At 52.3% G+C, this 8,790-nt stretch carries 4 protein-coding genes; all 4 read right to left on the bottom strand.

Annotated elements, in window-relative coordinates:
* A partial coding sequence (locus IBX50_RS14315) for a filamentous hemagglutinin N-terminal domain-containing protein (RefSeq protein ID WP_292256951.1) occupies positions 1-1,720 on the bottom strand: 1,720 nt, incomplete at its 3' end.
* Positions 1,668-3,518 (bottom strand): ShlB/FhaC/HecB family hemolysin secretion/activation protein, encoded by a 1,851-nt coding sequence (locus IBX50_RS14320; RefSeq protein WP_292256953.1) that lies wholly within the window; start codon positions 3,516-3,518, stop codon positions 1,668-1,670. The genes IBX50_RS14320 and IBX50_RS14315, both read right to left, overlap by 53 nt.
* Positions 3,519-3,980: 462 nt before the next feature.
* Positions 3,981-5,465 carry a sodium/proline symporter PutP gene (gene putP / locus IBX50_RS14325; protein WP_292256956.1) on the bottom strand — a complete coding sequence of 495 codons (1,485 nt, stop codon included), beginning with the start codon at positions 5,463-5,465 and terminating at the stop codon, positions 3,981-3,983.
* 39 nt (positions 5,466-5,504) lie between these two features.
* Entirely contained in the window at positions 5,505-8,714 is a 3,210-nt protein-coding gene (putA, locus tag IBX50_RS14330) for a bifunctional proline dehydrogenase/L-glutamate gamma-semialdehyde dehydrogenase PutA (RefSeq protein ID WP_292256958.1), read from the bottom strand.
* Positions 8,715-8,790: the final 76 nt, after the last annotated feature.

An 8,790-nucleotide genomic window follows, 5' to 3' on the forward strand; every position in this document is an offset into this window, starting at 1 on the left:
TGGCATCTACGGAGTGGGCCTCAAGGGTAATGTTTCCACCCTGAGTGATAATGCCTCTTCCTATGGAGATGCTATTCCCGGCACGCAAAGTAATGCCATGATTTGATGCAATGTCGATCAGAAAGTTAGCATTTGTTCCTGCTTGGCTGATGTTGTTATTGGCCTCAAGAATAACGTGTGTAGTTAATCCTAAGCTATTAATAGTGCTTGCTCTGATGCTGTAGTCTGCACCTACGCCATCTGCAAAATTGACCGGAAAGGTAATACCGTCTGTATCCGTGTTCTGGGTAATAATAATATTTTCAGGATCAAGCAGCAGCGTTCCAGTTATTCCCGTTGATGATCGAAGATCCGCGCGGCCTTCAAATAGTAAATTTTGTTTACCTGAAACCTCGGCAAAACCACCATTACCGCCGTTATCACCACCCCTAGCACTCAGGCTGCCTGCAAAACGAGTCCAGTTGTCTGCCCAGGTAATAATGCGGCCGCCGTCACCGTTATGGGTTGCATCCGCGTTGAGTGTCACACCGCTGGTGACTACGACCTTGTCAGCATTGGGAATGTCGGTATTCAGTCCCTGGTAATCACCACCAATCAGGATTTCGCCGCCACCAGTGGCACCACTGGCGTCTACCTGAGTGGTGCCGGAAAGACCAATCTGGTTGCCCAGCAGGTGGATCTGTCCGCCCTGCTGATTGCTTGAGGAGGCATCAATCCTGCTTTCACCGCTGACCAGCAGGGTGTCGTCTTCTGCATGCAGGGTGATCTGGCCGCCGCTGCTCTGGTCGTCCAGTGCGGAGGCACTGATCTGGCCGGTGTTGACTACCGAGCTGCCACTGCCGCCACTACCGACCAGGCGTATCTCTCCGCCGGTATTTTCAATGCGTCCAGCCTGGATGATGCCTTCGTTGTTGACTACGCGGGAAAACACATCCTGCGCTACTCGACCATCAATAATGACCGAGCCACCATCTGCCGAGATATTGCCGGTGTTATGAATGGCACTGTCCAGCCCATCAATGTTTTCCAGCAGGGCTTCATCCACCGCAAAACGCATCAGGCCATCACCGTCAAAATCCAGGGTGATGCGCTCACCCACCGCCAGATTCACTCGACCGGCTTTGGCGTAAATATTCCCAGAGTTTTCTACACTGCTGCCCAGCAGGGTGACACTGCCGCCAGTGGCTGCATTGATGGTGCCACGGTTGATAACACGGCCTTCTTTGCCGGCCTCTCGCTGGAAGCGCAGATAACCGGCCATAAAGTCATCCACTGACAGGCTGTGACCAGAGGCAATCAGCGAACCAACGTTCAGCTGTGCGGTTTCGCTGAAATAAATACCGGCAGAGTTGACCAGAACGACATTACCATTGGCATTGATCTGTCCCCGGATCACGCTGGCATTGGCATCCAGTATCTGGTTGAGTACAAAGGCGCTGGAGGAAGGCTGATGAAAGTTGACCGTCTGGCCGGGTGCCAGATTAAAACTATCCCACTGTACAGCCATGCGGTTGGAGTGCTGGTGTACGTTGGTGGTGTTGCTGTCCGGCTGATGAATGTTGCCCGATCCACCAACCACCACCCCTCCCGCCGGGCCTGCATGTGCAGAACCTGCCGCCAGCGCAAAAAGCGCAGCAGCCAGAGCTGTTGGTGCAAGCCTGTGCAGTTCAGAAATGCCAGGCAAAGTCGAACCACACTTGTGGTTGCGCTTTTTCTTCATCGTCATTTCCGCTTTCATCCGTAAGAGGTGTTGCCAGCTGAATCCTTGAGGTCAACTGGTTGGGGATATTAAACCGAATGCCGACACCGGCACCGGACATCTGGTACATACCTTGAGGTTCGTTTGGCATTGGGCTGTTTTTTTCGCCCAGGCTATGATCATAAAAAATAGAAAACTGCAGCATATCCCGCCAGCGCCAGCCACCAAAAGCCTGTCGGTCACCCAGCAGTGGTGCCTGCAGAATGTATTCGAGTGAAACCAGTCCGCCAGTGTCATACATGGTGTAGGAGGAGTTAAAACCACGCACATGGTCAGCACCACCCACGGCGTATTGCTCCATCGGCACCAGAATATCCGCAGAGTATTGAAACTCGCTGCGTAACAGCAGGGATGAACCCTGGGTCAGGTTTTGCAGGCGTGAATAAAAGGCCAGTACCTTGGTGAACTCACCTTCTGCAAAGGGTGATCGACCATCTGCACCTCTTTCTCCACCTTGCCGACTCGGCCTTTTGTCTCGATCCAGTTCATAGGAGCTGGCAGAGTCCCCCATGGCACCCAGTAAATCATTAAATCCCTGACTGATCTCAATACCAGCATAGTTTAAACCACTGAAGCGGGTATCCACGGAATCGTAATTGATACCCAGATTCAGCAGAGTAAGGCGATCCTCATTGATTTGTTCACCCATACGTTCAGTGGTGGCGTACTTAGAAGCCAGTTCAACCTTGCTGGACAGGTTACGTTCGCGGCTGCGAATCCATTGATAATGTCCATATAGGCCATATTGGCTGGATTCACCACTGATCTCCAGCGATTCAAACTCACCACCTACATCAAAGGTGTTTTGACGGGCATAACCACCTGCCTGCCAATAACGATTAAAGAAGATATGATAATCCAGTGCGCCATATTGACTGTTTTGTGGCTGTGCACTTTGCTGAAGGGTGATGGACAGGCGGTCAGCATTACCGGTGATGTTGTTCCAGTGGAGTTGCCCACGACCCCGGTAGATACCGGTAGTCTCCGAACCGTGATTATCTACACGCAGGCTGGCATTAAAACGTTCTTCATTAGGTACGCGAATCAGCAGATCCGCCTCACCCACTTTTTGCCCTGGCTGGAACATGCCAAAAGCGGCCAGGCCGGGGAAGTCGGTCAGAATCAGCAGCGCAGATTCAGCTTCCTGCTGGCTGACAGGGCGCCCTTTCAGGTTGTTGAACGGGCGGGAGAGGGCGCGAGTGGAGTAAACACGGTTGTTTTCTGCCAGCACACGTCCCAGATGTCCTTCAATCACTTGAATGTCGACCACACCATCGGTGACGGTTTGTACCGGCAGCACCGCTTTGGCTAGGATTAACCCCTTGCTGCGGTAATAGTTGGTGATGCGGTTGGTGACAGCTTCCATTTGCCCAATGGTGAAACCTTCCGGTTGCTCGTCACGGGCGGCATCAAGTAATTGCTGAAGGTCAGTCAGCCGGATGCCGTATTCAGGCAAGTTTTTGGCATCAGTCAGGCGAAACTCGGATACCTGAATGCGCTCACCTTCATCAGCCGACAGGGGGCGTTCAACCAGTGGTGGAATCTCCAGAACCCTGCTGGATGGCTGAGGCGGAATACGTGGCTGGACATGGGGCTGGATGGCGCCCGGTTGTGCGGATTCGGGTAGTTGTTGAGCTGTGGCTGGTTGGATAAATCCGAAAACAAGCAGGCCGCCAGATAAAAAACACAAGCAGATGTATAGCCGGTGAGGCCACACACTTAGCAATAGGCAGGTGTTTTTTTCTGCTTTCAGTTCCATGAACAGTCAGCTCGTCTGTTTTTTTCTGTTTTTTCAGGATTTGCACGCCGTGGATTGCTTTGGCAGCGTAAGAATGCTTAAAGTTTTATTAATTACTTGTTATTGATGTTAGCACTGGGCTGACTAGCTGAGCAATAAAAAAGCCGGTGAAAAGATGAGGGGGTTTTTATCAGGTAAAGACTTGCTGAAGAATATGATAATTTTATTGTTTTTCAGCAATGGCAAGGGCTACAACAGCTTTTTGCGGGGTCAGTTACTGACTTTTTTATGTGGATTTAATGAAGGGTTTTTAAACACTTGTTTAGTAGTGGTGATTGACTGGCTGTTTATTCTGTTACAAAGCAACTTTAATATTATGACATAAATATGCAGCGATTTTATGAGGCTGTGAACTGAGTAACATCAGGATTGGCCATCCTTGGCCACTGCACTTAAAACGCTGATCCAAACGGGTCAGAGTTTTTAACTGCGTACTTCCTGTTGTACTTCATCAAATTCCTGTTGGATTTCAGCGCTGGGTTCAGGGCTGATCAGGCTCATCACAATCATGGCAATACCCGCCAGGATGAAGCCAGGCACAATTTCGTACAGATCAAAAATACCGCCACTCAGGTTGGCCCAGACCACCACGGTGACACCACCAACCACAATACCGGCCATGGCGCCCAGTGCAGCAGCGCGTTTCCAGAACAGTGACAACAGCAGTACCGGGCCGAAGGTGGCACCAAAACCAGCCCAGGCATAGGACACCAGATCCAGCACCGTGGAGTTTTCGTTCAGTGCCAGCAGCATGGCCGCCAAGGCAATACCAATAACCGCCAAACGACCCACCCTTACCAGTTCCTTCTGAGTGGCATCCTTGCGGAAGATGGACTTGTAGAAGTCTTCGGTCAGTGCGGAGGAGGACACCAACAGCTGGGAGTCGGCGGTGGACATTACCGCAGCCAGTATGGCAGCCAGCAGGATACCGGCAATCACCGGGTGGAACAGGGCATTCACCATCACCATGAATACTGTTTCACCGTCACCCAGGCCTTCACTGATGAACACTGTGCCAATCAGGCCAATCAACATGGAGCAGAACAGGGTCAACGCACTCCAGCTTACGGCAATACGACGTGCAGTTGGAATTTCCCTGTGGGAGCTGATGGCAGCAAAACGCGCCAGAATGTGAGGCTGGCCAAAATAACCCAGACCCCAGGCCATGGCACTAACAATACCCATGATGCTGAGTGCTTCTCCGGTATTGTCACTGAACCAGGTCAGCAGATTGGGATTCAGTTCACTGATGCTGCTAAAGGTGGCATTCATGCCGCCCAGTTCACCCATCGCCCAGAGTGGCACAATAGCCAGAGCAACCGCCATCATCAGACCTTGTAACAGGTCAGTCCAGGATACCGCAAGGAAACCACCGAACATGGTGTAGGAAACAACTGCCAGGGTGCCAACCAGTACGGCAATCTTGTAGTCCAGGCCGAACACGGTTTCAAACAACTTACCGCCAGCAACTAGACCGGACGAGGTGTAAAAAAGGAAAAACAACAGGATAAACAGTGCTGAAACCACTCGCAGCATGTTGGTTTTATCGCGGAAGCGTTGTTCCAGAAACTCTGGCAGCGTCAGGGCATTGTTGGCTTTAAAGCTATACAGGCGTAAACGAGGTGCCATGAACAACCAGTTCAGCCAAGTACCGATCAACAAGCCAATAGCAATCCAGCCGGCGCTGAGGCCGGAAACATAGGCTGCACCAGGCAGCCCCAGCAGCAGCCAGCCGGACATGTCCGAAGCACTGGCTGAAAGAGCAGAACTCCAGGGGCCAAGACTGCGGCCACCCAGAATATAATCTGAAAGATCTTGTGTACGTTGATAGGCAACCCAGCCAATGGCCAGCATCACCCCGATGTAGGCAATAAACGTCCAGCCTACGGCAGTGTTATTTGCAATCATCTCTTAATACCTTTTTGTGTTGTTATTCAAACTGCATTGTTAATCATCGGATTGAGCCAGCAAGCTGGCATTGCCACCGATTGCAGCGGTATTGATGGTGCGTGTGCGCTCGGTTGAAAAGCGCAACAGGTAATGTGGGCCGCCCGCCTTCGGGCCAGTCCCGGACAGCCCCATACCACCAAAGGGCTGAACTCCTACAACCGCGCCAATCATATTGCGGTTGATGTATACGTTGCCGACTCGCATCTTGCTGTCGATGTAGGCGGCAAACTGTTCATTACGGCTCTGAATGCCGAAGGTCAGGCCAAAGCCAGTGCGATTAATGCTGTTGATCACTGCATCGATCTCGGAAGCCTTGTAGCGCAGGATGTGCAGAATCGGGCCAAACTGCTCTTCTTTCAGTTCACTCAGCTGTTCAATTTTGATGGCGGTGGGGGCTACAAAATAACCCTTGTCTGCCAGCTCAGTTGGAACAGCGGTTTCTGCCAGAATGCGTCCCTGCTGACGATAATGTTCAATATGTGCATTCAGCTTGCTGCGGGCTGGTTCATCAATCACCGGACCAACATCAGTGGCTGGATCACGAGGATCACCCAGTTGTAATTCAGCCATGGCACCCGTCAGCACTTCAATGACTCGATCAGCAATTTCATCTTGCAAGAATAATACCCGCAGAGCAGAACACCTTTGCCCTGCGCTGGTGAAAGAGGATTCCACTATATCGGCGACGACCTGCTCAGGTAGCGCGGTGGAATCCACAAGCATTGCATTCTGGCCGCCGGTCTCAGCGACCAGTGCGGCCAGGGGAGCGTTATCGCGGGCTGCCAGTGCCCGGTTAATTCTCTGTGCCGTTTGAGTGGAACCGGTGAAAGCCACACCGGTCACTCGTGGATCAGCAGTAAGCAGTGGGCCGATTTCTGCACCAATACCGGGCAGTAGCTGGATTACATCACGCGGAATACCCGCCTGATAAATTAGCTCCATACAACGGCAGGCTACCAGAGAGGTTTGTTCAGCAGGTTTGGCCAGTACCGCGTTGCCGGATACTGCCGCGGCCAGTACCTGGCCGAGGAAAATGGCAACTGGAAAGTTCCAGGGGCTGATGGCCACAAAAATACCGCGACCGGTCAGGTAGAGTTCGTTAGACTCACCGGTTGGCCCCGGCAGCAGCGTGGCCTCACCGAAGTGTTTTTCTGCCTGTAGAGCGTAATAACGGCAGAAGTCCACGGCTTCACGGATTTCTGCGACACCATCAACCAGTTGTTTTCCGGCTTCACGGGCACAAAGTGCCATCAGCTCGGGCATATGAGCTTCCAGCAAGTCACCGGCCTTGCGCAGACAGGCGGCACGTTCTTGTACTGGAACGGCATTCCAGCGAGGAAAGGCCAACTCAGCAGCATCCAGTGCCGCCTGAACCTGTGCCGCAGAAGTCCACTGGATTTGACCGACTGACTGGTTGCGATCAAAAGGACTCAACACGGTTTGGGTTGCTCCAGCTGTAGCACTGATGCCTTCAGCCAACATCGGTGCACCCTGCCATTGGGTGGTATCAAAAGTGTGGATTTGTTTAAGCAGGGGGGCAAGCTGGGCATTGATGTTCATGTTAGCACCTCGTGAATTGATACGATCCTTGCCGTAGATGTCCAGTGGCAGCGGGATGTTTGGATTGGCATAGGTTTTTTTGTTTTGCAGTTGTTCCAGCGGATGAGTACACAGGTGCTCTACGGGCACCCGTTCATCCACCAGTTGATGTACAAAAGAAGAGTTGGCACCGTTTTCCAGCAGGCGGCGTACCAAGTAGGGTAGCAAATCTTTGTGAGCGCCCACTGGGGCATAAATACGGCAGTAGGTGCCTTTGGCTGCGCGATTTAATGCTTGGTCATACAAGGCCTCACCCATACCGTGCAGGCGCTGGAACTCCACCGGACGTTCACCGGCCATATCCAGCAGGCAGCTCAGGGTGTGGGCATTGTGGGTAGCAAACTGCGGGAAAATACGACCTTTGGTTGCATCAGAAAGCAGGAAACGTGCACAGGCCAGATAGGCTAAGTCAGTGTTGGCCTTGCGGGTATAAACCGGATAACCATCCAGCCCCAGAATTTGGGCATGTTTGATTTCGGTATCCCAGTAAGCGCCTTTCACCAGTCGTACAGGTATTTCATCCCCCTGCTCACTGGATAAACGGGTCAGCCAGTGCAGCACAGGTAAGGCACGTTTGGTATAAGCCTGCACCACCAGACCCAGTTGTCCCCAGCCTTTGGCTGCATCACTGCGATATACAGCAGCAAAAACCTCCAGTGATAATTCCAGTCGGTCGGCTTCTTCCGCATCCAGAGTCAGGGCTACATCCAGTTCGCGGGCGCGTTGAGTCAACTGGCCCAGGCTGGCGACCAGCTCTTTTAATACTCGATCCCGTTTGCCGCGTTCATAACGAGGGTGCAAAGCAGATAACTTGATGGATACAGAGGGAGCCGGAGCGTCACCGGCCAGCTGTTTACCTTTTTTGCCAACGGTTTCGATGGCCTGCAGGTAATCGTTAAAATAACGCTGTGCATCCTCAGCCGTACGAGCCGCTTCACCCAGCATGTCAAAGGAGTAGGTGTAACCTTTTTTGAACAGAGGCTTGCCGTTTTTTAAGGCTTCATCCAGCGTGCGCCCCAGTACAAACTGGTGCCCCATGATTTTCATGGCCTGTGCCATGGCTTTACGAATCATGGGTTCACCCAGACGATTAACCAGTTTGTTCAGCACCGGTACCGGCTGGCTGTTGCGTGGATCCATGCTGATCACCTTACCGGTCACCAGCAGTCCCAGAGTGGAGGCATTCACCAGCAGTGAATCACTTTGCCCCAGATGGCGCTGCCAGTCAGCAACCGAAAGCTTGTCACGAATCAGCGCGTCTGCCGTGGTGGCATCAGGAATACGCAACAGAGCTTCCGCCAGACACATCAGCAGCACCCCTTCCTGGGTATCCAGGCTGTATTGTTGCAGCAGCTTGTCAATACTGTCGATGGCATCATCCTGACGGCGTACATCCCGCACCAGATCAGCGGTCTGCTTGGCCAGGTGTTCAATATCCCGGGGCTGGTGATTAACAATTTTCACCAGCTCCACCATAAAGCTGTTTTCATCAGCCAGATAGTGCTGACTGATCTGCCGCATCAGTTGGTTTAGATCGGTATCCTGCAAACGAGGGTGCAGTAATTTCTGAGCGTCCAGATGGGTTATTTTTGTGTCCGGGTCAGTCATAGGTGTCTCCAGCGAAGGTTTTTTGACTATCTAAAGAATTCTGGTCTCTGATGGGTCTGTTTTTTTGTTTGAAGCT

The organism is Marinospirillum sp. (assembly GCF_014859565.1).